This window comes from Jeotgalibacillus aurantiacus (genome assembly GCF_020595125.1).
GTDB lineage: Bacteria > Bacillota > Bacilli > Bacillales > Jeotgalibacillaceae > Jeotgalibacillus > Jeotgalibacillus aurantiacus.
This window is the reverse complement of sequence record NZ_JACNMS010000005.1, coordinates 154,149-180,533: the sequence shown is the minus strand read 5'-3', so window position 1 is coordinate 180,533 and position 26,385 is coordinate 154,149. Positions and strand designations below refer to the sequence as shown.

Genomic DNA, 26,385 nt, shown 5'->3' with positions numbered 1-26,385 from the left:
ACATCCGAGAAGCAAGCTTCTCTTCCGTTCGCTCGACTTGCATGTATTAGGCACGCCGCCAGCGTTCGTCCTGAGCCAGGATCAAACTCTCCGTAAAGTGTTTGAAAAGCTCATTGTCTTTTTTATTCGAAAAAGACTTAAAATCTTAAACGTTGACGTTTGGTTGTTTAGTTTTCAAGGTTCAGTGCTTCTTTCAGCCTGTCGCTCTCTCAAGCGACTTTCTTATACTAACATAATTTTTTATGTCAGGTCAACAACTTTTTTTGTTGTTGTGAAGCGTTTTTGTTTTCGCTCATCAGCGACGTTTATTATCTTAACAAGAGTTTTTAAAAAGAGCAACCCTTTTTTAAAACTTTTTTTAAAAAAATTAATTCTGCTGCAAATAATGCTGTTTTCCCGTTTAGATAGATGCTGATAAAGGTTTTTTCCAAGCATTGCTGATTGTAATGTGGAAGGCAGGACAAAACGTTTGCGGACGTTATCCTGCCTTCTGGATGTTATTAAACTTGTTCTTCAATGAAGTAATATCGATGATAGATACCTTTACCCTTTGTTTCTACAGCTTTCGTTTTTAACGTTCCTTTTTCAATTAAAAACTCAATCATAACTGCAAGGTCAACTGAATAATAGGAGATCTCCTGATGAAATTGCAGCTCCTGAAAGCTCCACTCTTGTTTTTCACTCATAATGCCGATCAAATGTGAAGCTCCGACTTCAGTTCTTGAATGGATCAGAAATTCACTTGCAAGAAATAAAAGCTCAAGTCTCTTCTCAATACTCTCTTCACTATTTACAAGCTCTTCATATAGTTTATAAATCTCCGGCTCAATCTGTTTGACCTGGTTCCATACCGTAACCTCAGGATGAAATCCATTTTCGATCACAGCAAGGCGGGCCAGATGATGCAGGGAGTGAACAACATGATTGTATGCATCGAGAAAATGTCTCGTTTCAAAGAAGGCTTTGCCGTCCATATATCTTCTGATTAGCTTTGCAAATTCGATTCCCATCTTGATCTTCCGACCGTAAAAAGGGAAATCCTTCAGTTCCGTTCGAAGGTTGTCGATATACTCATTCCGATCAAAAACGATCTTGCCGGTCAGTAACCATTCAACCATTTTTCTGTTGCTGCCAAGCAGCAGCCACTCGTTCAGCTGCTTTTCTGTTACAAGATGCATGGCCGCTTTTCTGTCCTCGTAAGTGTAATGCTTAATAAAAACCGGATGTTCCGCTTCTTTTACTACTATTAAGAGAATCGTATCAAATGTGTCAGTGATTGGACTTTGTTTATCCCGTTTTTCCATGATGACAATGCCGAGTGTATTCGGCTGGCTGGCTCGTTCCTGGTAGATGGGGCGCAAAATATCTTCCATGTGCAATAGCTCCTTCTTCAATTAAATCCGTCCTGAATTTATTTCGACAAGATCTTGCTATTTCCTTTAAATTTGATTCGTAAATAATCCGTCACGTTTTTTTACTTTAATGGACAGTTTTCTATGATATAGTAAAAGTCCGGGAGGGACAATCATGGCAAAAGCTTATTCAAATAAAATTAATAAAATCCGTTCATTTGCACTCGCACTTATTTTCTTTGGTGTTTTAATTATGTACGGCGGTATTTTCTTTAGAGATAATCCTATTATCATGCTGATTTTTATCGTACTCGGGATGTTATCCATTCTGTTCAGTATGGTCGTGTATTTCTGGATTGGTATGCTTTCCACGCGGGCAGTCGTCGTGACGTGTCCGAATTGTGAGAAGCCGACGAAGGTTTTAGGGCGTGTGGACATGTGTATGCACTGTCGCGAGCCGCTGACGCTTGATCCTGAACTTGAAGGAAAAGACTTCAACGAAGATTACAATAAGAAGAAAAAGAAAACGACAGCTGATAAAGAAGCCTGAACAAAGGCTTCTTTTTTTATCAGTTTTTTAGCATAAAAAAAGAAGCCTTTAGTGGGCTTCTTTTTTTGCATCGCAATCACGGCACGTGCCGTATACTTCCATACGATGATTATTTACTTTAAAGCCTGTAACGTGAGAAGCAAGGTGCTCCACCTCATCCAGACCAGGGTAATGAAAATCTACAATTTTTCCACACTCTTCACAAATTGCGTGATAATGATCCGTTGTCACAAAATCAAAGCGACTGGAAGAATCCCCATAGGTGAGCTCCTTAACTAGCCCCACTTCACGGAAGACGCGTAAATTGTTATATACTGTCGCCACACTCATATTAGGAAATTTGCCTTCTAGAGCCTTATAAATTTCATCCGCTGTCGGGTGTGACATAGCGCCTACCAGATACTCCAAAATCGCATGACGTTGAGGGGTGATACGCACGCCCGTCCCTTTTAGTGAATCTAATGCATCTCTTAACTGCACTTCTGACACCGTCATGCACCTTCTTTCTATAAAAAGTCTTTCTTTATAATTCTTATAATTAGTGTACTCGCCTGATTCATGGTTTGTCAAATCTTCCAGAACAATAAAAGCACTCTGCCGAAACGACAGAGCACTTCTGAGAATTAATTATCGTAGAAAATGTTTGCTCCCGGACCAAGATCAATGCCAGTGTACATAAATACAAGTAGCATTAACGTCCAGACGATTGAGAATACAATCGTATAAGGAATCATTGTGGCGATCAGTGTACCAATCCCCACTTTTTTATCATACTTTTGTGCAAAAGCAATGACGATTGCGAAGTACGGCATTAGTGGAGAGATGATATTTGTTGTTGAGTCTGCAATACGGTAAAGAACCTGAGTCAGTTCAGGCGCATAACCAAGGTCCATCATAATTGGTACAAATACCGGTGCCATGAAGGCCCATTTAGCGGAAGAACTTCCGATAAATAGGTTGATCACTCCGACTACGAACATAAACGCAAGGACAAGGAGCATCCCTTCTAATCCGGCACTGCTTAACCAGCCAGCGGCATTGTATGCAAAAATCTGTCCAATGTTACTAGTATTGAAATAGGCAACAAATTGACCGGCTGCGAACGCAAGTACAATGTACATACCCATTGTCGCCATTGTGTCACCCATCTGGTTCGCAATATCTTTATCATTTTTAATTGACTTCGTTACCAGGCCATATACAAGACCAGGAATCAGGAAGAAGATAAAGAGAATCGGAACTAGCGTCTGGAAGAATGGTGCATTTAGAATCTCATCATTCGGCAGACCTGCACGAAGCGGCCCCCATGATGGGACAACAAGGAGTGCAATTAATACACTTGTAACGATAATGGAAAGAAGCGCCATCCAAAGACCTTTTTTCTCTTCAGGACGAACCGTCTTCATATCTTCTGCTTCAGCATCGTCAAACGACCCTTTAAACGTGCCGAGACGCGGCTCAACGATCTTTTCAGTAACGAACGTACCCGCAAGTGTCAGCAATACAACAGAAGCAATCATAAAGTAATAGTTCATCAGAATGTTCATGCCTTCTGCATAGGCAGGGTCCACTGTTGCTGCAGCAGCGATGGTAAGATCACCAAGTAGCGGATCCAGTGATGTAACGAGAAGGTTTGCACTGAAACCAGCTGATACACCGGCAAAAGCTGCGGCAAGACCGGCAAGCGGATGTCTGCCTAATCCCGCAAATAATACCGCACCAAGTGGCGTAAGTACAACATATCCGGCATCGGCTGCCATAGAAGACATAATACCGCCGAATACTAGTGCAGCAGTCAACAGCTGCTTCGGTACAGAGGTAACAAGCGCTTTAAGAGCTGCTGAAATCAACCCTGAGCGTTCTGCGATCCCGATCCCGAGCATTGTGACAAGCACGGTACCGAGCGGCGCGAAGCCGGTAAAGTTACCTACTGCTGATTCAAACATATACAGAATACCTTCAGAGCTTAAGAGATTAAAAACTGTAATCTCTTCTCCTTCGGCATTCTCAACTGTCCAGCCAAGTGCTGATCCCAGTGCTGAGGCTAAAACAACCATTGCAGCGAAAAGGAAAAACAGCGTGACCGGGTGAGGAAGCTTGTTACCAACGCGCTCGATTCCATCAAGCCCTTTGGTAAAAAATCCTCGCTTTTTAGCTGTGTCCATAAAATCCCCCTACTTTTCAATAAATGTTAATTTTCTAACAATTCACCTGACGACAGGTAACGTTATTATAAAGAGGGTTTGTCGAAATTTAAAGTCATATGGTAAAATCCGCAATAAAAACAATATTCGCATGATTATAAAAATGCATCCAGCTTTATAATTATTTGATTTTGTTCTCGCTTATATGAATCGTGCCGGGGACATCCTTCGCTTTCCTTTGTCTAGCTCCGGCGACTAGCCCCTCGAGGTCATAAGTCAAAGCTGAACGAGGGCAAAGATCAGCCCTCTTTTCATCTTCGCCTTATGCTTGTCGGGGCTGGACGAGTCGCCTCCGCTTTTCCAAGGCCGGGCGGTGAACCCGCCTGCGCTTCGCACAGCCGGGTTCACCTGACCCTTTCCGCCATAGGAGTCTTCGGATGTCACTGGCCCTCAGGAATCTGGTAATCAGATATCATTAATATGTCTGAAATCTGTTGGATTTGTTGATAGAATTCCAATATTTTGTTGATAGATTAGCAAATCCTAATCAGTAAATGCTCCTGACAAGAGAAAAGCAATGCTATACCACTTCATCACCTAATAAAAAACGCACCCATAAAAGGTGCATTTTTTTATGATCGGTCTCTTAAAAATTCTAAAGTTTCTTCTACATGCCCTTTAACGCGGACTTTGCGCCATTCTTTTAACAGGGTTCCGTCTTTGTCGATGGCGAAGGTTGAGCGTTCGATGCCCATGTATTCTTTGCCGAAGTTTTTCTTTAGTGTCCAGACACCGTATTGTTCTGCTACTTTGTGATCTTCATCAACCAGCAGGCTGAATGGCAGGTCGTGCTTGTCCACGAATTTTTTATGTTTATCCTGTGGATCAGGACTGACGCCGAGAATGACTGCGTCGAGATCCGCAAATGATTCGTGGTGGTCTCTGAAGTCGCACGCCTGTGTCGTACAGCCTGGTGTCATATCTTTTGGATAGAAATATAGAACGACCTGTTTTTTGCCCAGGAAATCAGATAATGATACTGATTCCCCGTCCTGGGTTTGTAATGTGAAATCGGGTGCTTTTTCACCAATTTTCATGATTTAACCTCCCATTCATATTGTAGTTGTAGCATACAGGACATCGGGCTACTTTTCAAAAGTCTGCTCATCTGATTTTGCGATGATGGTCCAGACGACTGTTACCGGGAGTATATGCCCGATAAAAGCTGAAAGTGCGGCAATCAGTCTCCCTGCTCCAACTGGGACAATTTCTCCATTACCTACCGAGAACAGCATCATCGCACTGAAATAAAGCATCAATAAAAAAAGTGGCCAGAAGCCCTCTTCCTCTACCGGAACGGCTGCTTCAATCCCTTCCAACATCAGGATCGTATAAATGGATGCAAAACCGAGTAGCAGAACACCGTATACATAGGATAAGTGCAGGAAGTTTTTCAATGAAAATATATAACCCTCCCACGGCAGTGCAAGTAAAGCTCTGACAGAAAACGACATGATCAGAACTGTGAAGGCCAGAATGAGTAGTCCCATTTATAAAATCCCCCCGTTTGCAGATTATGATTCAGCATATTACAATACGGGGGACGCAATGACTGGGAGGAAATACAGATGAACCACACTCAATCAGAGAAGCTTCATGAAGAAGCACTTAAACATATTGTTGGAGGCGTGAATAGCCCGTCCCGATCCTATAAGGCTGTCGGCGGAGGCTCTCCTGTTGCCATGGCACGAGGAAAAGGTGCTTATTTTTGGGATGTTGATGGCAATAAGTACATAGATTATCTGGCGGCATACGGACCGATTATTACTGGACACGCTCACCCTCATATCACAAAAGCGATCCAGCATGCTGCTGAAAATGGCATCCTTTACGGAACACCGACTGAACATGAAGTGACGTTTGCAAAGATGCTTAAGGAAGCAATGCCTGCAATGGAAAAAGTCCGTTTCGTCAACTCCGGAACGGAAGCGGTTATGACAACGATCCGGGTAGCGCGAGCTTATACCGGACGTGATAAAATTATTAAATTTGCCGGGTGCTACCACGGGCACTCCGATCTTGTACTTGTTGCAGCCGGATCCGGTCCTTCCACTTTAGGGACTCCTGATTCAGCAGGTGTAACAAAAAATATTGCGAGTGAAGTGATCACGGTTCCTTTTAATGAAATTGAACCCTTTAAAGAAGCGCTTGAAAAATGGGGAGATGAAATCGCCGGTGTTCTCGTTGAACCGATTGTAGGAAACTTTGGCATTGTTGAACCAAAGGAAGGTTTCCTTGAACAGATTAATGAGCTCGCACACAAAGCAGGCGCACTTGTCATTTACGATGAAGTCATCACAGCGTTCCGCTTTATGTATGGCGGCGCACAGGATCTGTTAAATGTAAAACCGGACTTAACTGCAATGGGTAAAATCATCGGTGGCGGTCTACCGATCGGCGCTTATGGCGGACGCGTAGACATAATGGAACAAATCGCACCGCTTGGACCTGCTTATCAGGCCGGAACAATGGCCGGAAATCCTGCTTCCATTCAGGCCGGTATTGCCTGCCTTGAAGTGTTGAAGCAGCCTGGCATTTATGAAGAAATGGACCGCCTCGGGGCGATTCTCGAAGAAGGCATTCTATCTTCAGCAAAAAAACATGATGTCACCATTACCATCAACCGATTAAAAGGTGCACTGACCATCTACTTTACGGATGAAAAGGTTGTTAACTACGAACAGGCTGAATCAACCGATGGCGAAACCTTCGCCCGCTTTTTCAAACTGATGCTCGAACAGGGCATCAACCTGGCCCCATCCAAATACGAAGCCTGGTTCCTCACAACCGAGCACACCGATCAGGATGTTGAACAAACACTAAAAGCAGTAGATTACGCTTTTTCAAAACTGTAAATCGTGTAGTAAAGAAGGTGTCTCCTATTTTGGAGACACCTTCTTTTTAGTTGGATGTTATTCAAGGAATACATTTGACGCAGACGTTTAAATGACTTTTATTTGAAAACAGATAAAGTGCCAGGGACACCCGTAGACTCCTGTGGCGGAAAGGGACAGGTGAAACCGATTGTGCGAAGCACAAGCGGGTTCACCGCCCGGCCAGAGAAAAGCGGAGACGGGCGCTCAGGGACGTACAAACTGGACTGGCCCCGACGGAGATAAAGGAAACACAGCGAACGTAGAGAGCTGATGTTGACTTATCGGACGAGGGGACGGGAAGTTTGCTAGTCCCTGCCCGCCGGAGCTAGAAATGGAAAGCGGAGGGTGTCCCTGGCACGACTTATCATAATAAAAACTTGTAAAAGAAGTGTTTTCCCAGTGAAAACGCCTCCTTTTTTATCATAAAAAATTCTTGGTAATTTCTCTTGCAGTCCACTTCTATCCAATGTATATTACTACTATTGCCATGCACAAGTTCCTGGTAATAATAGCGTGAATTACGTCAAGAAAGGACTCAACCAAACGATGAAGCTAGGAGCCCGCGTCTTAAAGACGGGAATTGCCATCGTCCTTGCTCTGTATTTAGCTGAACTGCTGTCACTGCCTTCCCCGATCTTCGCCGGAATCGCAGCAGCTTTTGTTGTTCAGCCGACCATATACCGGTCATTCGTTTCCATACTTGAACACATCCAGGCAAATGTGATCGGTGCAGCTGTCGCCGTTATTTTCGTATTGCTTTTCGGAAATCATGTTGTCGTCATCGGCTTTGCTGCAGTCATTACCATCACCATTATTCTTAAACTGCGGATTGAGACAACGATCGGCCTGGCACTCGTGACCCTGATTGCCATCATGGAGGTTCAGAACGAAGATTTCATCACATTTGCTCTATTACGCTTTACAGCCATCATGCTTGGGGTCTTATCATCCTTCTTAGTCAATCTGATTTTCATACCACCAAAGTACGAAACGAAATTATTCTATAAAATTTCTACGACAACAGATGATATGATTAAATGGATCAGATTAAGTACCCGCCGTGCCACTGAGCACCAGCTGTTAAAAAAGGATATTGAAAAATTTAAAGAGCGCCTGATTAAAATTGATCAGATCTACCTTTTATACAAAGAGGAACGCGGAATTCTCAAGACAAATTCAGTGGCGAAAACAAGAAAACTTGTGGTCTACCGCCAGATGATTTCCACTATGCGCAGAAGCTTTGATATCTTAAAGCGACTGCACCGTTTTGAAAATGATATCAGCCATGTGCCTGAAGCCTTACAGCTGATCATTCAGGAACAGCTTGACTGCCTCATGAGCTATCATGAACAGCTGCTCCTTCGTTTTGCCGGTAAAATCAAGCCGGTTAATGAAAATGAACAGTTGAATCATACGTGTATGAATCATAAGGAATTAACGGATATCTTCATGGAGGAAGTGAATAAAGCAAGGGATGAGGATGACAGCAGCGGATTCCACCTGCTACACGTTTTGTCATCAATGCTTGAATACGAAGAGCATTTATCCCACCTCGACACGCTGATTGCCAGCATGCAATCCTATCATCAGGATGACCAGGAAATCGTTTTACCTGAGCGGGATGCGGAATAATTTTATGATTTAAACCGGGCAGGAGGTACCCTTCGCTTTCCGTGGCCGGGCGGTGAACCCCTTGTGCTCCGCACAATGGTTTCACCTGTCCCTTTCCGCCACAGGAGTTTACGGATACCTCCTGCCCTTTATAATGAATGATACATTTTCAGCAGAATACTTTAATTTCATATTTAGAAACAAGCGATCAGACGTGATATCTGATCGCTTATTTATTACGAAATATACATAAGACTTTTAATCCCCAAGCTGCTGTACCTGGAACAGGTTATAGTAAAGGCCCTGTTTTTGCATGAGCTGTGCATGGGTACCGCTTTCGGCGATTTTCCCGTGATTGATCAGGATAATCCGGTCTGCATGTGTAATCGTTGATAACCGGTGCGCCACAATAAAGGTGGTCCGGTCTTTCGCCAGCTTCTCAATGGATTCCTGAATCAGGTGTTCGCTCTCCAGATCAAGTGCAGATGTGGCTTCATCCATAATGAGGATAGGCGGATTTTTCAGAAAGACCCGGGCGATTGCAACACGCTGTTTCTGTCCACCCGATAATTTCACGCCTCTCTCTCCTACCTTTGTATGGTAGCCTTCAGGCAGATCCATGATAAAGTCGTGTGCATTGGCCGCTTTAGCCGCTACAATGACTTCCTCATCCGTCGCTTCAGGATTCCCCATCTTAATATTCATCATCACAGATTCACTGAATAGAATATTATCCTGTAGGACCATTCCAATTTGATTTCTCAGACTTCTCGCCTGTACGTCACGAATGTCGATCCCATCAAGCAATACACGTCCTTTTGTCACATCGTAAAACCTTGGAATAAGACTGACAATGGTTGATTTACCTCCACCACTCATCCCTACAAATGCAATCGTCTCACCCTGCTTAACGTGCAGGTGAATATCCTTTAATACCTCTTCCTCTTTTTCATCATAGGCAAAAGAGACATGGTCAAACCACACTTCTCCACGTACATTCTTTACTTCCGAGGCATTTGGTTTGTCATCCACATCATACTTTTCATCTACGAGTTCAAATACACGGTCCATCGAAGCAATTGACTGGACCAGCGTTGTTGAGCTGTTCACAAGTCTTCTCAACGGATTGTAAAGACGTTCGACGTAAGCAATAAATGCAACCATGACACCGAGAGAAAGATTCTCGTTAATGACGTTATATCCTGCGTACCCGATCACGATAAGCGGCGCAATATCTGTAATGGTGTTCACCACTGCAAAAGCTTTGGCATTCCACTTCGTCTGATCGATGGCTTTATCAAGAAAGTTACCGTTTTTCTTATCAAAATTCTTCTGTTCGTGGGGTTCCACGGCAAAGCTTTTAATCACGCTCATCCCCTGTACGCGTTCATGGAGATACCCCTGAACTTCCGCAAGCGCCTGTGAGCGGTAGCGTGTAAGAGAACGCAGTCTTCCAAAGAAAAACTGAACTGAGAATGCATAAAAAGGAAACACAATGAGTGAAACGAGCGTCAGCTTCACGTCATAGGTGAGCATGATGGAAATCGCAATTAAAATCGTTGCAATATCAAGCCAAAGGTTCATCAGACCCGTCATGACAAAGTTCTTAGTCTGTTCGACATCATTTATTACCCGGGAAATGACTTCTCCCGCGCGCGTGTTGGCGTAGTACTTAAAACTCAGCTTCTGTAAATGCGAAAACAGCTGGTCCCTTATATCAAACAGAATCTTATTACTTGTCCACTGTGCAAAATACTGGCGGTAATATTCCACAGGTGGTCTCAAAATAACAAACAGCACCATGGCTCCTCCGATCAGCCAGTAAAGCTGATTCAATTTCTCATCCGTGGTCATATTGCCACCAATAATATCATCAATGACATACTGAATTAAAACCGGAATCAGCAGTGGAATGGCAAACTTAATTACACCAATGATCAGTGTGAAAATAATCTGCCACTTATACGGTGCGACAAATTTCATATATCTTTTGATACTATCCATCAAAATCCCTCTCTTTCAGCCATGAAAAAACCTGTTGAAGCTCAACAGGAAAAATAACTCATTATTCTTTTAAACGATATCTCTTCTGAAAGAGATATCTGCTGTACCATACATCAATGAAATCCGGCGCAAACGGTCCGCGCCTCTGCTTAATCCAGCGAATCAGTTTATCCACGTTACGCTGCAGGATGCGGTCAATCACATTTGGATAACCCATCAGCTTACGATGTTCCTCATACTCGTCCTCATCAAGAAGTGTATAGGACATATCCGGGTACACCTTAATATCGAGATCGTAATCAATATACTTTAAAGCACCATCTTCGAATACGAACGGAGAACTTATGTTGCAGTAATAATAAACCCCGTCGTCACGAAGCATACAAATAATATTAAACCAGTGCTCAGCATGGAAATAACAGATCGCCGGCTCGCGCGTCAGCCAGGTACGCCCGTCAGATTCAGTGACGATCGTCCGGTCATTACCGCCAATGACAATATTACGCGTCCCTTTCAGAACAGTCGTTTCCTGCCAGACCCGATGTATCAGTCCATCATGCTTATAGCTGTGAATTTGAATACTTTGCCCTTCAACTGGTAGCGTCATCCTCCATCTCCTGCCTTTAACTGCGTGATTTACATTTTCCTGTACTGGATACAGGTCCGCTCATGTATGTATTGTCCCATTATACCCTTTTCATAATAAAAGAGCCACCCGGACGAATACGGGTGACTCTTTTGAGTATTGAAGATAAAACCGGGCTTGACTCACCCTTCGCTTTCGTTTGTCTAGCTCCGACGGCCAGGGACTAGCAAACTTCCCGTCCCCTCGTCCGATAAGTCAACATCAGCTCACTACGTTCGCTGTGTTTCCTTTATCTCCGTCGGGACCGGTCCAGTTTGTACGTCCCTAAACGCCCGCCTCCGCTTTTCCATGGCCGCGCGGTGAGCCAGTTAGTGCTCCGCACTACACTGTCTCACCTGTCGCTTCACTGCCCCAGGAGTCTTCGGGTGAGTCAAGCCCTCTGATGAATTCTCGACCGTTGAACTAATTCAAAATAGTTCTTAGAATATATTTAATCAAAAGATTGTGGAAAACATGCTCAAGATAAAGCTGGTTAATAAATCATAGAAAGTTCAACAACTGACACCAAGAACTACATGGATTTTAATGAGGGTTAACTAGTTGTTTATAAGTTGATTTTAATCTGAACAAGCCATTACGATAATCTGTGTAAAATCAGCTGGTCATTCATAATCAATAGGGCAGGACATATCCGGAGACTCCTGTGGCGGAAAGGGTCAGGTGAAACCATTGTGCGGAGCACAAGGGGTTCACCGCCCGGCCACCAAGAAAAGCGGAGGAGACTCGTCCAGCCCCGACAAGCATAAGGCGAAGATGAAAAGAGGGCTGATTTTCGCCCTCGTTCAGCTTTGACTTATGACCTCGAGGGGCTAGTCGCCGCAGCTAGACAAAGGAAAGCGGAGGATATGTCCTGCCCGGCTTTTGCTTAAAGCATGATCTTTCTAAGTCACAAATCAGGTTTGGTGTGGTATGCCTCGATTACTTCGTTCATTCTTTTATCAAACATTTCCTGCACTTGTTTGAGTTTCTGATCAAGCTCTCTCAGCTGGTAGCCGATATGTTCAGCAGATTCCTCAATGTTCATCGACGCTAAAAAATCCATCATTTTTTTCTTCTTTTCTTTTTCAGCGTATAGATAAAGAAGCTCCTCTGCGATTTCCATTTGCTGATGTACTTTTTCTTTGAATAAATTCATGGTGAAATCCCTCCTGAGTATAAGTGATTCCACTTTTGATTTCGAATCCCTTTGACTAGTTTTGTCGGATGACGGTGAATGTTCGACATATGCCGCAACCGCGTCTTGAGACTCCTGAACACTAAAAAGAAGCTGACAGTGAGTGACTGTCAGCTTCTTTTTTTGTTATCGTGATTGCTTGTTGTTTGCAGGCTGGTTCTTTTTGCTTTCTGATTGCTGGTTTTGTCTTTTTACTTCTGCAGCATTTGTTTCTGATGCAAATTCAGCACCGTATTGACCAGCAGCGTTTTGCTTTTGTACTTCTTCAACGTTTGTACCTGTTTGTGTTTTGTTTGTTTGCTTTTTCATGGTTTTCTCACCTCCACGAACATTAATATGACCGTTTCAGGTGAGAATTATTCATGATTTATACGAGCAGTGAACGGCCGCCATCGACGATAATGGTTTGGCCGCAGATCATCGACGAGTCATCTGATACGAGGAATTTAATGGTCTTGACGATGTCATCGATTTCTACCATGCGGCCTGCCGGTGTTTTGCTCCGCGCATCTTCAAGTAATTCTTCGCGGTTCGGGAAATGAGTCAGTGCTTCTGTATCAATTGCACCGCCTGATACGGCGTTTACCACAATTTTCTTTGGCGCAAGTTCTACGGCAAGATAGCGTGTTAAGGCTTCAAGCGCGGCTTTCGAAACGCCGACTGTCGTATAATTATCGAGATAGCGGATCGATCCGAGTGAAGAAATGCTGACGATTTTCCCGCCTTCTTCCGGCATCAGCTTGACCGCTTCCTGGGCACAGAACAGCAGTGCTTTACTATTAATATTCATTGTCCAGTTCCAGTGAGATTCTTCAAGCTCCATTGCAGGACGGAGTACACCGGATGCTGCGTTGTTGACGAATACATCAAGACGCCCGAAATGCTCTTTGATCTGATCAAACATTTGCTTGATCTTTTCGTTATCTCCCACATTAGCACGAACGATCAGCACTTTACGGCCTAGTGCTTCAATTTCAGCGGCCGTTTCCTGCGCCGCTCCTTTGCTGCGTGCATAGTTAATGACAATGTCGTATCCTTCTTTAGCCAGTGCAATAGCTGTTGCTTTTCCAACTCCACGACTGCTTCCTGTTACTAACGCTACTTTATTAGTCATTTGTCTCTCTCCTTGTGACGTTTTATCCATTCATTTGCTATCTTTCTGTGTGAAACCGGCATCGCCAGTTCATGAATCCTGTCTAATGAGGCCCACTCCGTTTTTTCCGGGAGTGAGATCTGTGGATTGATTGATTCCGCTGTGACCACATTCATTTTCCAGACAAGGTGTGTGAAAACGTGATCCTGTTTCATCCATTCCGTGTCTTTGACTTCCGCTTTTACGTAAAAATCTGAATCAAGGAATTGAACGGTTTGCTGAGCCGTTTCTGATTCAGGCAGCTTTTCAAAGCTTGGGAATTCCCACAGGTTTGCAAGCAGTCCCTGCTCCGGACGCTGTGTCACTAATACTTCACCCTTTTCATTTTGAACGATGGCAGTCAGAAGCTCAATGACTTTTGATGATTTCTTTTTTGTTTTTACCGGCAGCTCGCGCTGGGTTCCCTGCCTGAATGCTTCACAATGGTCCTGAACCGGACATAACAGGCATGATGGTGATGTTGGCGTACAGACAATCGCGCCGAGCTCCATCATCGCCTGGTTAAAGTATGACGGGTTATCCTTTGAAATTAAATGTCTCACTGCCTGTTCAAAGGTTTTTCTAGTCGAAGGTTTGGCGATATCGTCCCAGATAGACAGAATTCTCGATAACACCCGCATCACATTTCCATCTACCGCAGGTTCGGGGCGGTTATAGGCAATACTGAGTACTGCACCGGCTGTATACGGACCTACTCCCTTTAATGAAGAGATGGCTTCAGGCGTATCAGGAACTACACCTGCATAGTTTTCATGAACTTCTCTTACGGCAGCCTGGAGATTACGGGCTCTGGAATAATACCCTAACCCCTCCCATGCCTTTAAGACCTTTTCCTCCGGTGCTTCTGCCAGTGCCTGTACGGTCGGAAACTGTTCCATGAAACGGTTAAAGTAAGGAATCACCGTATCTACTCTTGTTTGCTGAAGCATGATTTCTGATACCCAGACCTTGTAAGGATCCTGATTTTCGCGCCACGGCAGGTCCCGCATTTCTTTTTCAAACCATCCGATTAGATCCGCCTGAAACCGGGGAACGTCTGTATTCTGCAGCTGATTTTTTAGTTCTTCATTCACAATTATCCATCCTTTATGTTAGTTCACGTTATATGGGGGAATATAAGTATTGGGACTGGCTTATTCACAAATCAATCTCCCATTTACCCCGGGCACATCTTCGAAAAATAGACCGATTTCTTATTGCAAGATCAGTCTGATATGAGCAATAATAATGAAAACATAGACTTTACATCATGAAGGGAGGGGTTGTCTTGGATACAGGAACCCATATCGTCATGGGGTTTGCAATCGGCGGACTTGCAGCGATTGATCCTGTCGTCGCAAATGACCCCGCAACAGCACAAAGCGTTCTGATCGCCGTTGTCATAGGATCTCAGGCACCGGACGCAGATACCGTTTTGAAACTGCGCAACAATGCTGTTTATATCCGGCACCACAGAGGAATCACACACTCCATTCCGGCTGTTATGCTCTGGCCGATTGCCATTACGGCAGCGATTTATCCGTTTTTCCCGGAAGCCAACCTGCTTCACCTATGGCTTTGGACATTTTTAGCTGTCTTTCTTCATGTGTTTGTCGATATTTTTAATAGCTATGGCACCCAGGCTCTACGTCCATTTTCTTCTAAATGGGTGGCACTTGGTGTGATCAATACGTTTGATCCGATCATCTTCGGTATACATGTAATCGGACTCATGATCTGGGGATTCGGCGCTGATCCGGTTCCGACATTTCTGATCATGTACGCCATCATTGCCGGCTACTATGTCATCAGGTTTATGCTCCAGTCAGCTGTCCGATCTTCCATCAGGAAACGGATTCCGGATGCAGAAAACGTGATCATTGCACCTACGATCCGTTTCTATCAGTGGCGTATTGCCGCTGAAACAAAGGAACATTTTTATGTAGGAAGAGCCTACGGAAGATCTGTGACGATTTATGATAAGTTTAAGCGGAAGTCAGTACCGGACAATGAGATTTTCGCCAAAGCAAAAACGGATAGAAACGTCTCTGCTTTTCTGTCTTTTTCACCACTGTACCGCTGGGAGCTCGTTGAAAGCGATGATCAGTATGAAGTGCGTTTTATTGACCTGAGATACCGCAGTAACGACCACTATCCATTTGTAGCTGTTGTTCAAATGGATAAAGAGCTTGCTATTTTAAGTTCTTACACCGGCTGGATCTTCAGTGAAGAAAAGCTGCAGAAGAAACTCGATTTTCTTCCTAACGAATAACCAAAGGGGCATTCCAGCAATGGAGGCCCCTTTTTCATTGTGATATTTACTGCTTTACATCATCATCCCCGCTTAGAATAGCTGCATACCTTTCGTTCATCGCGGCAATTTCATGAATTCTTCCGCCATAGCTTTGAATCCATTGTTCTACCACGCGCTGAGCCATTTCCTGTCCCTGATATTCATATCCCGCTTTGGCGTAAGTTGCCTCGAAATCCTCTTTCAGCAGATCAATCAGCATGCCTGCTTTTTCGTATGAGATATTTGTATCTTTCGAGCGCAGTAATTGGATGAGTTCATTTCTTTGATGGTCCATCAGGCTTCTCCTCCTTTCGATGACTGCTCCAATAACGAAATCGGAAGCGCCTCAAGCTCCTTCTCACCGCCGAGACGGTACCCCCAGGCAAAAACACCGTTCAGATAATCTATTTTAAAATACACACCCGGATCATGCTTAATTGCATACACCGTTCCCTTTTTAAAATCTTTCGGATTTAATAAATACGCTTCTGCCATGATCGCCTTTCGTTCAAGTACGGCAAATTCATTGACGATCCCAAGTTGTTCAGCTTTACGCGCCTTTTCTTTTAATGTGGCAATTTCCTGTTTTAATTCCTGCTCAGTCATTGTACTGTAGCGTTTTTCTGTTGTCATGATTCAACACCTCATTCAAAGTATAAACGAAAGTATCAGCGAAACAAACCGTCAGATATGTTAGACTCAAGCAGAAAAGATTTTCTATTGAAAGTGGGATGTTACATGAAGCCAACTGCCATCATCACAGGTGCCGGAACAGGCCTTGGAAAAGAACTCGCAAAGCTGTTAAGCAATGATTATCATATTGTACTTGTCGGCAGACGTGCCGAGCTGCTAAATGAGGTTTCTGCTGAGATCAGCGGGACTGCGATACGATGCGACATTACAAAAGAAGAGGATCTCGGGAAACTTTATAAACAGTTGAAGTCACAAGACCTCCTGCCCGTTGAGCTCGTTGTCAACAATGCAGGGGTCGGTCATTTTGGCTCACTCGATGAAGCACAACCGGATGAATGGGATGAAATGTTTAATACGAACGTCAAAGGGCCGATGCTGCTGACGAAGGTCCTTTTACCAGAGATGAAAGCCTCCGGAAAAGGTACGTTTTTAAATATTCTTTCCACTGCTGCATTGCGCGGTAAAGTGAATGAGTCAGGCTATGTAGCGTCAAAATTTGCTTTTCGTGGATTCTCAGAAAGCCTCGCAAAAGAAGTTGAGCCAGCTGGCATTCGCGTTGTCCGTGCCTATATGGGTGGAATGAATACACCGTTTTGGGATGAGTCGGATCACGTGAAAAATCCGGGGAAGATGCGCTCACCGAAGGAAGTCGCCGAAGTGATTGTTAAGCGGATGCGGGATGAGGATGAGATTGAAGTTTGACGTGGCGAGGTAGGTTCGAATTCTGGTTCGCAGGATTTTGACTGAGGTTCGCAAAGTTTCCGGGTTGGTTCACAGAATCTTGACCTTGGTTCGCAAGCTTTCAGGATAAGTTCTCAGAATTTTAATCTCGGTTCGCAAAATCGTGCCATTTGGCCTAACCTCTTTTAAAACAAACAGACCACGCCTATTGCTCGCAGCAAAGCAATGGGCGTGGCCTGTTTTTATTTAATCCATGTCTTCGTTAGCATTTAACTCCTCAATCGCCCACTCGATTTCATCCATTGAAAACCCTTTACGGTAAAGGGTCTGCTTCATTTTTTGTTCGTATTCGAAGCCTGCAAATTTACGGCTGTATTTGTTGTGAGCTTTCTTAGCCTGGGTGAGGACGGCTGCCTTCTGGTCGTCTTCGTCCCGCTCGATGGTCAGGTTTGCCAGCACAAAAGCTACGGTTTGTCCGCTGTAGCCTTTGCGGGCAAGGGTGTCCTGTGCCTTCTTTTTAATCTGGAGCGGGGATAGCTTTTGATTTTTCTTCACGACCTTCTCCATAATGCCAATCGCACGGTCATTCCATTCTTCTTCAGGCGTTTCGCTGATGACCGTCTCAATAATGTCGTTGGATACTCCTTTTTCGCGCAATCCGTTTTTTATTTGGATCGGGCCTTTATCCGTTGTATTGATCTGTGTATTATAAAATGCCTGTGCAAAGGATTGATCGTTTACATAGCCGTAATGACGGAGCTTATGCAGCGTTTCGCTGATCGCAGCATCCCCCATTTCATACTCCTTCAGGTGGTCCTCGATTTCCTTTTCAGAACGCATTCGGTAGCTCAGGTAAACGAGCGCTTTGTTAAAGCCTTTACGGATCTCATCCTCATACTCTATTTCACCGATATCAAAGTCAGTCAGCTCTTTGTTTTTCTGCAGCTGATACTGAACAAGGACTGCTTCATCCACGCTGAATGCGTAGACACCGTCAAGAAAAATATTGTACCGTTCTTCATTGCGTTTTTGTCTGGTGATTTTCGTGATAACCGGCATGAACAGCACCTCCTTTTCAAACTGTAACACATTTAAAGAAGGTTTTTATAAAGGAAAGAGGGAAATAGTAGAGTAGATAAATGTGGAGGGATGCCCGATGAATATTCTTGTCAGTGGAGGAACGGGTTTTGCAGGTAAATCGCTAACCCGCTTGTTAACAGATGAAGGTCACAAAGTCTTTATTCTAACGAGAAATCCGGATAAGCCGGCTAAACAAAGTGTGACCTATGTGAAATGGCTGGCTGACGGTGCGAAGCCTGAGGAAGGATTACCTGAGATTCATGCGATTGTGAACCTTGCCGGGGAGTCCATCAATAACGGCAGATGGACGGAAGATCAGAAACAGAAGATTTATGACAGCCGGATGGAAGCGACTGATGAAATATTGCGTATCATCCGGTCTATGGATCAGCCTCCTTCAGTTCTTGTCAACGCAAGCGCCATTGGCTGTTACCCTGCTTCTGAAACAAAAATCTACACCGAAAAATCCGAAGAACGCGGCACGGATTTTCTAGCCAAGACCGTGATTGACTGGGAGCGTAAAGCACTGTTGGCAGAGGATGAAGGCGTCCGTGTTGCCTGTGCACGTTTTGGCATTATTTTAGGTAAAGAGGCCGGCGCGCTGCCAAATATCGTTCTTCCTTATAAAATGATGGCTGGTGGTACAGTTGGCAGCGGCAAACAGTGGCTGTCGTGGATCCATCACGAGGATGTTGCCCGCGCTGTGCTGTTTGCGATTGAAAATGAAAAGCTTGAAGGACCGTTTAATGTGACCGCTCCAAACCCGATGCGGATGAAGGAATTTGGTGAAACGGTCGGAAAGGTGCTGAACCGTCCTCACTGGATGCCGGTTCCGGGATTCGCCTTGAAGCTTGCACTCGGAGATAAAAGTGCACTCGTATTAGAAGGACAAAAAGTGCTGCCGAAGGTCTTAGAGGAGCACGGATTCACCTTTAAATATCCGCTGTTGCATGATGCACTGCGTGAGATTTATGAAAAGTTACAATTTCAGCCCTGAGGTCAAATTTTGACCTCAAGGCTATTTATATTCCTTTTCTTCAATATAAGGAACGCCAAGTCTCAGCCTGTTTTCCATATCCGCTAAAAATGTCTTTTTCCAGGCTGTCATCGTCCATTTTTCCGAGAAGACCGGATATAAAAAAGCATCTCTGATCGCAAGCGCCGGTTCCATCTGCCTGACCATCTCGCCGGTCAGCGGATGAACGGAAGCGTATCCGTTTAAAAGTCCCTCATACAATCGTTTTGGCAAATCCTTTTCCTCCGGACGGAACGATTTCCCCTGCCAGATCGCGTGATAGAAGGTGACGGCGAGATCATACATCTTCCAGTCCATCATCGCATCATCAAAGTCAAAGGCGGTAAAGGAATCTCCATCTACGAACAGGTTTCCCTGGTGAAAATCATGATGAATGAATCCGTGTGTTTCCTTTGAAGTCGGGGTCTGTGTGAACTGCTTCAGGTTTTCTGATGGCCATGCCCGAAATTCCTCCGGCAGTTTTGACAGGATGTTTTCAGGGTCCGGGTTTTCGACTGTTCTTTTTCTCCGTTGAAACCCTTTGGTGTTCAACTGATCAGATACAAGATGCATGCTTCCGATATATGTCCCCCACTTTTTGAAAAAGTCATCGTTCCAGCTTTTATCAAGAACTCTCATCAAGGTCCCGGCTGCCCGTTCAAACAGAACCGCGTGATAGAGGCGATCACCTATCTGAAGCTCGTGAATGTTCTGTCCCTTCCATTTCACAGGGGCAGCAGCATGAACCCTATGCTCATTTAATAATCGAATGAATGAAAGCTCTTCTTCGATTTCTGTTTTCGATCTTTCATTCTGATGTCTCAGCCTGATGATCCGCTGCTCTTGTTCATGCTCAACCTTATAGACATCATTCTGATAACCGCCTATCGTCGGCTTGATCTGATTTTCATGAATGCCCAGCCACCGTGCGACAACTTCCTTCATTTCCACACCCCATTTAGAAAAAGGCTGGAACTTACGCTGATAAAAGCGCTTTGTTCCAGCCTGATTTTTTATCCGAGCAATTTTTTTATAGTATCAAGACTTGTTTTGTACGGAGGGAATGCGAGCTTAATATCAACCTTCGTACTCTTTTTCATCATGCTCTTGCGATGTGTAAATGTATCAAAGCTGTGCTTGCCGTGATAAGCGTTCACACCTGAATGCCCCACCCCGCCAAACGGTAGATATTCATTAGATACATGACTGAGCGTATCATTGACACATCCGCCGCCAAATGAAATGCGTGACAGCACTTCATTTTCAGTCTGGCTGTTTTCTGTAAATACGTACAATGCGAGCGGTTTTGGATGCTTGTTGATCATTTCTATTGTTGCGTTCAGATCGGTATAAGTCAAAACGGGCAGAATCGGACCGAAAATCTCATCCTGCATCGCAGCAAATGACCAGTCCGCCTGATCAAGAATCGTCGGCTCAATAAATTTATCCGAACGGTCATGCTGGCCGCCGTAAACGATTGCGCCACGGTCTTTTTCAAGTATGTCTGTAAGCCGGTCGAAGTGTTTCTCATTCACGATGCGCCCGTACTCCGGATTCTGCTGAATCTGTTCACCGTAAAATTCCTGTACAGTCTGCTTCATCTTCTCCACAAGTTCAGCCTTCACGCTCTCATGGACGACCAGATAATCCGGAGCAATACACGTTTGTCCTGCATTAATCAGTTTGCCCCACATAATGCGACGTGCCGCTTTCTCAAGATCAGCCGTCTCATCAATAATGACAGGACTTTTGCCGCCGAGCTCCAGCGTATGGGGTACAAGGTTTTTAGAAGCAGCCTCCATCACGATCTTCCCAACCGGCACACTGCCCGTGAAAAACAGGTAATCAAACGGTGCATTGATCAGAAGCGACGTCTCTTCCTTTTCCCCTTCAATCACTGAAATGTAAGCAGGATCAAAATGTTCTTTAATCATATCTCTGACAACCGCTGAAGTTTCAGGCGTACTTTCAGAGGGCTTCAATACCGTACAATTCCCTGCAGCCATCGCGCCGATCAGCGGTTCGATCAACAGCTGAAACGGATAGTTAAACGGACCGATAATAAGCACACTGCCGTAAGGTTCCTTTACAATAAAGCTTTTTGATGGCATCTGAAATACCGGCGTTTTCACCTTTTCTGTCTTCGACCATGTCTTCACATTTTTAATCATGGATTTAATACTTTTTAACGTGAACCCGATTTCGGTCACATAAGCTTCAAATTCATTTTTACCGAGATCCTTTTTCAGTGCATCCAGGATCTTTTGTTCATTTTCCCTGATCGCATCCTGCAGTCTTTTCAGCTGGTTAATGCGAAAAGATACATCTCTCGTTACCCCGCTGTGGAAAAACGTTTTCTGTTTTTGAATCAAATCAAGAACGTCCTGTTCGGTCTTTATACTCAATGCGATTCCTCCTCTTCCAGCAGGTATCAGTTTCGTTCAGATACGAGTCTGGTTACGTTGTTAGTCTGTCGGTTCATGTTTGTCTTAATCATTTTAACAAATCGCGCGATACAAGTGGATAATGAAGCGTTCCATATCGCTTAAAGATAAAATTCAAATAAAAAAAGAGCCTCTAAATGACAGGCTCTTTTATCATCAATATTTGTTTTTATCCGATTTCAGGACAGTTCAAACAAAATCGCACTCCAATCACTTCCTGCCGCCTCTGCTTTTCACATCCTTTTGAATGTCCTCAAAGTTCGATGCTTCAACCTTTCCAGCTTTGCGAAAGGAGGTAACCGTCTGGTCCATGACCTTAAAATTCAGCTCCGTCCCCGCGCTGTCAGCGAGATAATCAACTGCCCGCTCCGGCGCGATACCGTAACGGCCCGCTGTTTGAACAGCATCAATATTGGCACCAAGAAAAATAAATTCCCAACCTTCTTTCTCCTTATGCCATTCAATTTGCGCCTTCACCTTTGCAGAAGAATATTCCCGGCTGCTGTTTTCCTCGCCATCTGTGATGATGACAAACAAGACGTTTTCAGCACGCTCATGATCAGCCGCATATTTTTGTGTAACACTAATCGTGTCAATCGTCCGGCCAATGGCATCCAACAATGCTGTTGACCCGCCTACCCTGTATTCCTTTTCCGTTATTTCATGTGCCTGTCTGATATCCTTCCGATCATGAAGCTGCTCATAACCGTCATTAAACAGCACAGTCGTTAGACGGCACTCCCCCTCTACCTTCCGCTGCTTATGAAGCATCGCATTGTAGCCGCCGATCGTGTCCTTTTCAAGTCCGCTCATTGACCCGCTTTTATCCATGATAAAGACTAATTCAGTTAATCCCTTTTTCATTGCAGTGTCCTCCTTAAGCTTTGTGATGACTTAAGGATACCGGGTTTTCAAAAACGAGCGGTCGCTTTAAAAGCGACATTGGTAAGTGAGATGTTCAGCTGCCTAAAAGTGCCTGGTCGTATTTAAACAGTACCTCATTAATCTCAAAAATATCGTACTTGCCACTAGTGATAAAGTATTCAATAATAACGTCAAATTTGTGGCTATGAGACAATGCAAAACCAGCCTTTTTCAAAAGATCATTCGTTTCATCCAGGGAAAGTTCAAGCGCTACCGCGAGTGCGATCACCGTTTTTTTACTCGGCACATATCCTTTACCGGTTCTGATCTTCGAAAACAGCTTCCGGTCAATGTTCGCCCGCTTATAAACCTCTACATCTGTTTTCTTCTTTTCATCAATTTTTTTCAACAGCGCAACCGAAAATGGCTCTTCCAGATTCTCAACCCATTCATCAAGCGGCATCGCGCTGTTAAACTGAATTTCCTTGTCTTCCAGCCTATCCTCCATTTCATAAATAGACTGCTGTTCCAGCTTGAGCAGCCTGCGTTTTGAAACGGTGTATTCTTCAACATAATGCTCATCAATATAGCTGTCGACCTCACCCATCAACTCACTGCTGATTGTAAAAGCTGACTTATCAAACACAGCGAGCGTGACATCCAGTTCATGATCCACAAGAAAATCATGAATCGAAGTCGTTGCCACCTTTAGCGCCTCTTCCTTCGGATAACCATAAATTCCGCTTGATATAAGCGGAAACGCAATGCTCTCACAACCATTTTGGACAGCAAGCTCCAGTGAATTAACGTAAGCACGACGCAGGTGCTGTTCACTCCGCTCTTTTTCAGATTCTTTAAATACAGGACCTGCCGCATGAATAATAAACCTTGCTGGCAGATCAAAACCCGGCGTGATCACAGCCTCACCCGTTTTGATTGGAGCGAGCTGATCACAGGCAGCCTGAAGCGCTGACGACCCAGCCGCTCTAAAAATCGCCCCGCAAACACCGCCACCTATTTGCAGCCCCTTATTGGCAGCATTAACAATCGCATCCACTTTCAATTTTGTAATGTCCTGTCTGAAGATGGTAAAAGGCATTGGTTTCACTCCGTTTCGTTGAAGTTATGTATGTTGTTCAAGTTTTTAAAGTGTGGCTTGTTTTGATTTATGTAAAAATCGTACTTTGATTTAAGTCTGTTATAGCGTCAACTAATTTAAGTATGACGAAAACCTTCCAGTTGTGTCCACTTTTTCTCATTAGCTCATTAAGTTAAAGACGAAAAAATCCCCCGAACCATTCTCCGGGGGATTAAAAAAACATTATATTGACGTCTTACTTCAACACAAGCTTCGTCACACTCTCAACCTGACTCGTCTGCGGGAACATGTCAACTGGCTGGATGTATTCCACTTTGTAAGCTTTAGATAAAAGCTTTAAATCCTTTGCGAGTGTTGACGGGTTGCAGGAGGTGTAGACAAAAGTTTTTGGTTTCACTGCAAGGATGGTGCTGATCAGCTTCTCGTCAAGACCCGTTCTCGGTGGATCGACGACGACAACATCCGGCTTAAAGCCGTCTTTTTGCCATTTGAACATCCATTCCTCTGCTGTACCTGTCTGGTAATCGAAGTTTTTCACGCCATGCTGCTCGGCGTTTCTTCTGGCATCAAGAATGGATTCCTTCACGACATCCATGCCGCGGATCTCTGATGCTCCTTTTGATAACCAGAGACCGATTGTGCCTGAGCCGCAGTAGGCGTCAACGAGCTTTTCTTTACCTGTCATGTCCGCTGCTTTTTTCACTTCATCGTACAGCTTGATCGTCTGCGTCGGATTCAGCTGGAAAAACGCACGCGCTGAAAGGTGATACGTAAATTCGTTCATCTTTTCAGCAATCGTTTCTTTCCCTGACAGCAGGATCGTTTTCTTCCCGAAAATGACTGACGTTGAAGTCGGATTAACATTTTGCATAATCGACTTCACTTCAGGCATTTTCGTCTCAAGGTTGCGGATCAGCTTTTCTTTATTAGGCAGGTCGTCTGTTGCTGTCACCAGCACGATTTGCACCTCACCCGTTTCAACGCCAACACGTGTAACAATCGTTCTGACGACACCGTTTTTCGTGCGCTCGTTATAAATCGGAATCTCAAGCTTTTCAAGCTGCTTTCTCACAACCTGCGTTGCTTTATTCGTTTCCTTGCGCTGCACGATACATTCCTTAATATCAACGAGCTGATGGGAATTCATGCTGTAAAGACCAGCCACGACCTTCTTCCCCTTTTTCTCTGTCTGGAACTGACTCTTATTCCGGTAGTGCCACGGATCTTCCATGCCAATCGTGTTTTTCACCGGAACGTCCAACAAGTCCTTTACATGACGCTCAATCGCCTGATGGATGAGGTCTTTTTTAAACGCAAGCTGCTGCTCATACGTGACATGCTGCAGCTGACAGCCTCCACATGCTTCATAAACCGGACATGGGGCTTCCACACGATCCGGTGAAGGTTTTCTGATCGTCTTGATTTTTGCCTGGGCAAAGTTTGGTCTGACATCCGTTACTTCAGCGACAATTTCTTCGCCAGGCAGCGCACCCGGTACGAACACAACCTGCTTTTTAAAATAACCGACACCTTCACCGTTAATACCGAGACGCTTAATCGTCAGCGGAAATTCCTGCTTTACCTGTATATCAATCTGTTTCATTACGTCACTTCCCTGTTTCTATGCTCCGCCACAAATAAAGGGAGGCATAGCTTAAATAAGGAGACCAGTCCTTTTGCCACTCCACCATCTGCTCTATTGCGGGCTTATCCTGTAATTGAAAATGTTTCTTCAACGCGTTCTGGATCCCAATGTCACCCATCGGAAAAATATCCATACGCCCAAAACCAAATAATAGCACACTCTGCGCAGTCCATGGGCCAATTCCTCGAATTGCGGTTAATTCTTTGATGATTTCTTCATCCGACTTTTCTTCAAGATCTTGAAAATCCAGCTCACCGGACGCCACCTTTTGACCAATGCCAATGACGTATTCCGCCTTCCGCTGACTGAACTGCAGCGCTCTCAGCTGTTCCGGTTCGATCGCAGCGACGATTTCCGGCTCCGGATAAAACCAGACACCATTGATCTCTTCACCAAAAGTCGTCACAAACCGCTTCGTCAATGTAGCCGCAAAGCTCATATTCAGCTGCTGATGAATCACACTTTTTAACAGTGCACTGTATGGAGACGGCTCCAGTACAAGCGGTGTTCCTGCATGCGCCTCAAATACGCTGGCAAGATTCGTTTTTTTGAAATGGTCGCTGATTGGATGAAGGCCTTTGTCGATTTGCAGGATATGCTTGGCAAAAGCAACTGCTTGATCGTGATGATCTTTAACTGAAATGCGAAAAGACGGCTTCTCTTTCGTTCCGGTAAACTGTATCATCACAACCTGCTTTTTCTCACCTTTAAACGGTAGAAAAAGTGTTCTTGTATCCTTATTCATTTTTACTAACGGATCCAGACTCATCCGCTCAAGTACGCGGTCGAAGTCGTAAGGTCCTGCTATTTCTACTTCTTCATGCCACATCTGTGATTCATCCTTTTTGAATAAGTATAGCATCTGGACGGAGGGTAATAGGCAAACGATACAATCCTTTTTTGAAACGGTACAATTAGCCACTTTGAACGAGTAAAATCAGGTGGGGAACATGACAAAAAATCTGCTTTTGACGTGTAACGATACAATAAAAATCTGATTCATTACATATAAATTTTGAAAC

At 44.4% G+C, this 26,385-nt stretch carries 26 protein-coding genes and 1 rRNA gene; 6 read left to right on the top strand and 21 right to left on the bottom strand.

Translation table 11 applies throughout. The annotated features are described in order from the left end of the window. Together H7968_RS15365 and H7968_RS15360 are read right to left on the bottom strand one after the other, a co-directional pair. Positions 1 to 97: ribosomal RNA gene (locus H7968_RS15365) — 16S ribosomal RNA — on the bottom strand; the annotation flags it as partial. Between the two features lie 403 nt (positions 98 to 500). After that, the gene (locus H7968_RS15360) at positions 501 to 1,373 is read right to left on the bottom strand and encodes a nucleotidyltransferase-like protein (RefSeq protein WP_227396968.1); all 873 of its coding nucleotides are present in this window, start codon (positions 1,371 to 1,373) and stop codon (positions 501 to 503) included. A 154-nt stretch (positions 1,374 to 1,527) separates the two neighbouring features. On the opposite strand from H7968_RS15360, the gene H7968_RS15355 reads away from it, so the two are divergent. Then, positions 1,528 to 1,902: a YgzB family protein gene (locus H7968_RS15355; RefSeq protein ID WP_227396967.1), complete on the top strand. Its 375-nt coding sequence runs from the start codon at positions 1,528 to 1,530 to the stop codon at positions 1,900 to 1,902. Between the two features lie 48 nt (positions 1,903 to 1,950). Here H7968_RS15355 and perR read toward each other — a convergent pair whose 3' ends face one another. From perR to H7968_RS15335, 4 genes are all read right to left on the bottom strand, one after another. Beyond that, on the bottom strand, positions 1,951 to 2,397 hold the full coding sequence (perR, locus tag H7968_RS15350; protein WP_134373321.1) for a peroxide-responsive transcriptional repressor PerR: 447 nt from the start codon (positions 2,395 to 2,397) through the stop codon (positions 1,951 to 1,953). 128 nt (positions 2,398 to 2,525) lie between these two features. Next, positions 2,526 to 4,067, bottom strand: a complete 1,542-nt coding sequence (locus tag H7968_RS15345; RefSeq protein ID WP_227396966.1) for an AbgT family transporter — start codon at positions 4,065 to 4,067, stop codon at positions 2,526 to 2,528. A gap of 611 nt (positions 4,068 to 4,678) precedes the next feature. Next, positions 4,679 to 5,143 (bottom strand): thioredoxin-dependent thiol peroxidase, encoded by a 465-nt coding sequence (gene bcp / locus H7968_RS15340; protein WP_227396965.1) that lies wholly within the window; start codon positions 5,141 to 5,143, stop codon positions 4,679 to 4,681. Between the two features lie 48 nt (positions 5,144 to 5,191). Next, a complete protein-coding gene (locus tag H7968_RS15335; RefSeq protein ID WP_227396964.1) occupies positions 5,192 to 5,596 on the bottom strand; it encodes an ion channel in 405 nt (134 codons plus the stop codon). A gap of 78 nt (positions 5,597 to 5,674) precedes the next feature. Here H7968_RS15335 and H7968_RS15330 point away from each other — a divergent pair, with 78 nt between their 5' ends. After that, the gene (locus H7968_RS15330) at positions 5,675 to 6,961 is read left to right on the top strand and encodes a glutamate-1-semialdehyde 2,1-aminomutase (RefSeq protein ID WP_227396963.1); all 1,287 of its coding nucleotides are present in this window, start codon (positions 5,675 to 5,677) and stop codon (positions 6,959 to 6,961) included. A gap of 567 nt (positions 6,962 to 7,528) precedes the next feature. Next, positions 7,529 to 8,614 (top strand): FUSC family protein, encoded by a 1,086-nt coding sequence (locus tag H7968_RS15325; protein WP_227396962.1) that lies wholly within the window; start codon positions 7,529 to 7,531, stop codon positions 8,612 to 8,614. A 237-nt stretch (positions 8,615 to 8,851) separates the two neighbouring features. Here the strand turns inward: H7968_RS15325 and H7968_RS15320 are convergent, their stop codons facing one another. The 6 genes from H7968_RS15320 to mutY form a co-directional block, all read right to left on the bottom strand. After that, a complete protein-coding gene (locus H7968_RS15320) occupies positions 8,852 to 10,597 on the bottom strand; it encodes an ABC transporter ATP-binding protein (protein WP_227396961.1) in 1,746 nt (581 codons plus the stop codon). Positions 10,598 to 10,658: 61 nt separating this feature from the next. Beyond that, positions 10,659 to 11,204, bottom strand: coding sequence for a nucleoside tri-diphosphate phosphatase (gene ntdP / locus H7968_RS15315; RefSeq protein WP_227396960.1), 546 nt, complete (start codon positions 11,202 to 11,204; stop codon positions 10,659 to 10,661). A gap of 925 nt (positions 11,205 to 12,129) precedes the next feature. After that, positions 12,130 to 12,378 (bottom strand): YgaB family protein, encoded by a 249-nt coding sequence (locus tag H7968_RS15310; RefSeq protein ID WP_227396959.1) that lies wholly within the window; start codon positions 12,376 to 12,378, stop codon positions 12,130 to 12,132. Between the two features lie 165 nt (positions 12,379 to 12,543). Then, complete coding sequence (locus H7968_RS15305; RefSeq protein WP_134373303.1) at positions 12,544 to 12,726, bottom strand: gamma-type small acid-soluble spore protein; 183 nt, start codon at positions 12,724 to 12,726, stop codon at positions 12,544 to 12,546. Positions 12,727 to 12,784: 58 nt separating this feature from the next. After that, positions 12,785 to 13,531 (bottom strand): enoyl-[acyl-carrier-protein] reductase FabL, encoded by a 747-nt coding sequence (gene fabL / locus H7968_RS15300; protein ID WP_227396958.1) that lies wholly within the window; start codon positions 13,529 to 13,531, stop codon positions 12,785 to 12,787. Then, positions 13,528 to 14,643: an A/G-specific adenine glycosylase gene (mutY, locus tag H7968_RS15295; RefSeq protein WP_227396957.1), complete on the bottom strand. Its 1,116-nt coding sequence runs from the start codon at positions 14,641 to 14,643 to the stop codon at positions 13,528 to 13,530. Before mutY ends, fabL begins: the two co-directional genes overlap by 4 nt. A gap of 194 nt (positions 14,644 to 14,837) precedes the next feature. On the opposite strand from mutY, the gene H7968_RS15290 reads away from it, so the two are divergent. Then, a complete protein-coding gene (locus H7968_RS15290) occupies positions 14,838 to 15,821 on the top strand; it encodes a metal-dependent hydrolase (RefSeq protein WP_227396956.1) in 984 nt (327 codons plus the stop codon). A gap of 46 nt (positions 15,822 to 15,867) precedes the next feature. Here H7968_RS15290 and H7968_RS15285 read toward each other — a convergent pair whose 3' ends face one another. Both H7968_RS15285 and H7968_RS15280 read right to left on the bottom strand, forming a co-directional pair. Continuing rightward, positions 15,868 to 16,137 carry a YfhJ family protein gene (locus H7968_RS15285; RefSeq protein ID WP_227396955.1) on the bottom strand — a complete coding sequence of 90 codons (270 nt, stop codon included), beginning with the start codon at positions 16,135 to 16,137 and terminating at the stop codon, positions 15,868 to 15,870. After that, on the bottom strand, positions 16,137 to 16,475 hold the full coding sequence (locus H7968_RS15280; RefSeq protein ID WP_134373295.1) for a YfhH family protein: 339 nt from the start codon (positions 16,473 to 16,475) through the stop codon (positions 16,137 to 16,139). Before H7968_RS15280 ends, H7968_RS15285 begins: the two co-directional genes overlap by 1 nt. A gap of 105 nt (positions 16,476 to 16,580) precedes the next feature. On the opposite strand from H7968_RS15280, the gene H7968_RS15275 reads away from it, so the two are divergent. Then, positions 16,581 to 17,237, top strand: coding sequence for an SDR family NAD(P)-dependent oxidoreductase (locus tag H7968_RS15275; RefSeq protein ID WP_227396954.1), 657 nt, complete (start codon positions 16,581 to 16,583; stop codon positions 17,235 to 17,237). Positions 17,238 to 17,462: 225 nt separating this feature from the next. Here the strand turns inward: H7968_RS15275 and recX are convergent, their stop codons facing one another. Further along, positions 17,463 to 18,275, bottom strand: a complete 813-nt coding sequence (gene recX, locus H7968_RS15270) for a recombination regulator RecX (RefSeq protein ID WP_227396953.1) — start codon at positions 18,273 to 18,275, stop codon at positions 17,463 to 17,465. Between the two features lie 97 nt (positions 18,276 to 18,372). Here recX and H7968_RS15265 point away from each other — a divergent pair, with 97 nt between their 5' ends. Beyond that, positions 18,373 to 19,293 (top strand): TIGR01777 family oxidoreductase, encoded by a 921-nt coding sequence (locus H7968_RS15265; RefSeq protein ID WP_227396952.1) that lies wholly within the window; start codon positions 18,373 to 18,375, stop codon positions 19,291 to 19,293. 21 nt (positions 19,294 to 19,314) lie between these two features. Here the strand turns inward: H7968_RS15265 and H7968_RS15260 are convergent, their stop codons facing one another. The 6 genes from H7968_RS15260 to H7968_RS15235 all read right to left on the bottom strand — a co-directional run bounded on the left by H7968_RS15260 (position 19,315) and on the right by H7968_RS15235 (position 26,192). After that, positions 19,315 to 20,256, bottom strand: a complete 942-nt coding sequence (locus tag H7968_RS15260; protein ID WP_227396951.1) for a phosphotransferase enzyme family protein — start codon at positions 20,254 to 20,256, stop codon at positions 19,315 to 19,317. A gap of 68 nt (positions 20,257 to 20,324) precedes the next feature. Continuing rightward, complete coding sequence (locus H7968_RS15255; RefSeq protein WP_227396950.1) at positions 20,325 to 21,716, bottom strand: aldehyde dehydrogenase; 1,392 nt, start codon at positions 21,714 to 21,716, stop codon at positions 20,325 to 20,327. Positions 21,717 to 21,965: 249 nt separating this feature from the next. Continuing rightward, the gene (locus tag H7968_RS15250) at positions 21,966 to 22,619 is read right to left on the bottom strand and encodes a vWA domain-containing protein (RefSeq protein ID WP_227396949.1); all 654 of its coding nucleotides are present in this window, start codon (positions 22,617 to 22,619) and stop codon (positions 21,966 to 21,968) included. Between the two features lie 94 nt (positions 22,620 to 22,713). After that, on the bottom strand, positions 22,714 to 23,718 hold the full coding sequence (locus H7968_RS15245; RefSeq protein WP_227396948.1) for a macro domain-containing protein: 1,005 nt from the start codon (positions 23,716 to 23,718) through the stop codon (positions 22,714 to 22,716). A 235-nt stretch (positions 23,719 to 23,953) separates the two neighbouring features. Beyond that, positions 23,954 to 25,321 (bottom strand): 23S rRNA (uracil(1939)-C(5))-methyltransferase RlmD, encoded by a 1,368-nt coding sequence (gene rlmD, locus H7968_RS15240; protein ID WP_227396947.1) that lies wholly within the window; start codon positions 25,319 to 25,321, stop codon positions 23,954 to 23,956. A 4-nt stretch (positions 25,322 to 25,325) separates the two neighbouring features. After that, positions 25,326 to 26,192, bottom strand: coding sequence for a DNA-3-methyladenine glycosylase family protein (locus tag H7968_RS15235; protein ID WP_227396946.1), 867 nt, complete (start codon positions 26,190 to 26,192; stop codon positions 25,326 to 25,328). Between the last annotated feature and the right edge of the window lie 193 nt (positions 26,193 to 26,385).